Genomic DNA, 911 nt, shown 5'->3' with positions numbered 1-911 from the left:
TGATTCGTCCTACTCAATCGCTACTGATTCGCTCGGACTGTTCAGATTTTGATGGAGACAGATGATTATCTCTGGGACGTTTTCCGACCACGGCGCGAACCAGCGAACAGGGGGCAGTCAGCGGCCAGCCGCGGTGCTGTTCGACTGCGATGGATTGCTCGTGGACAGCACGGCGGCATGGGCCACCGCGTTCGACGAGGCAGCCGCGGCCGTCTCCTTCGAGTTGGACGACGTGATGCGCGGGCAGCTGGTCGGCAGCTCCGTCGCGTCGGGGGCCGCGCGGATCGCGCGCTGGGGCAACCAGGAACACGAAGCTGCCTTGATCGCATCGGTGCTTCACCGTTCGCTGCGGCAGGCGGTGAAACGTGACCCTCCTCGCGCCATGCCGGGCGCGGCCGCCCTGCTCGCTGGCCTGAGCGGCAGCGTACCGATGGCGGTCGCCTCGAACAGCCCGGCCGATGTACTCGTCGCGATGCTCACCGGCGCGGGATTCGATGTGGCGTTCGACGCGACCATCGCCGCGGACGATGTCGACCTACCCAAGCCTCACCCGGAGGTCTACCTAACCGCCTGCTCGGCCCTGGGAGTTGATCCGCGCGACGCGGTCGCCGTCGAGGACTCCAGGATCGGGGCAATCGCCGCGCAGCGGGCCGGTCTGGCGGTCATCGTCGTTACCACCGGAGACTGGCCGCAGAGCACACCCCTGCCGTGGCCGGCGGAAGGGCGCCCTCTCCTGGTGACCCCGTCCCTGACCGAGCCAGCCGTCATTCGCCAGCTCATGCCGTCATGACGAATCCCCCGGCGACGCAGGCGACCGGCAATGTGAACGGCAATGTGAACGGCGGCCGGGCGACGTCGACGACACGGCTTGGAGTACTCACCGATCTTCATCTCGCTGCTTGGTAGGTGCG

Annotated in this window: 1 protein-coding gene; it reads left to right on the top strand. The window is 67.1% G+C overall.

The genetic code is table 11. From position 1 onward, the window contains the following. The first annotated feature begins 61 nt into the window (after positions 1 to 61). Positions 62 to 790 (top strand): HAD family hydrolase, encoded by a 729-nt coding sequence (locus ACY45C_RS15405; protein WP_462188290.1) that lies wholly within the window; start codon positions 62 to 64, stop codon positions 788 to 790. The last annotated feature ends 121 nt before the right edge of the window (positions 791 to 911 follow it).

It is taken from the genome of Frankia sp. CcWB2 (assembly GCF_977927585.1).
This window is presented reverse-complemented; position numbering and strand designations above follow the sequence as displayed.

Excerpts from the sequence above, each read along its gene's own strand:
- ACY45C_RS15405 (WP_462188290.1), top strand. The coding sequence starts at position 62 with ATGATTATCTCTGGGACGTTTTCCGACCACGGCGCGAACCAGCGAACA.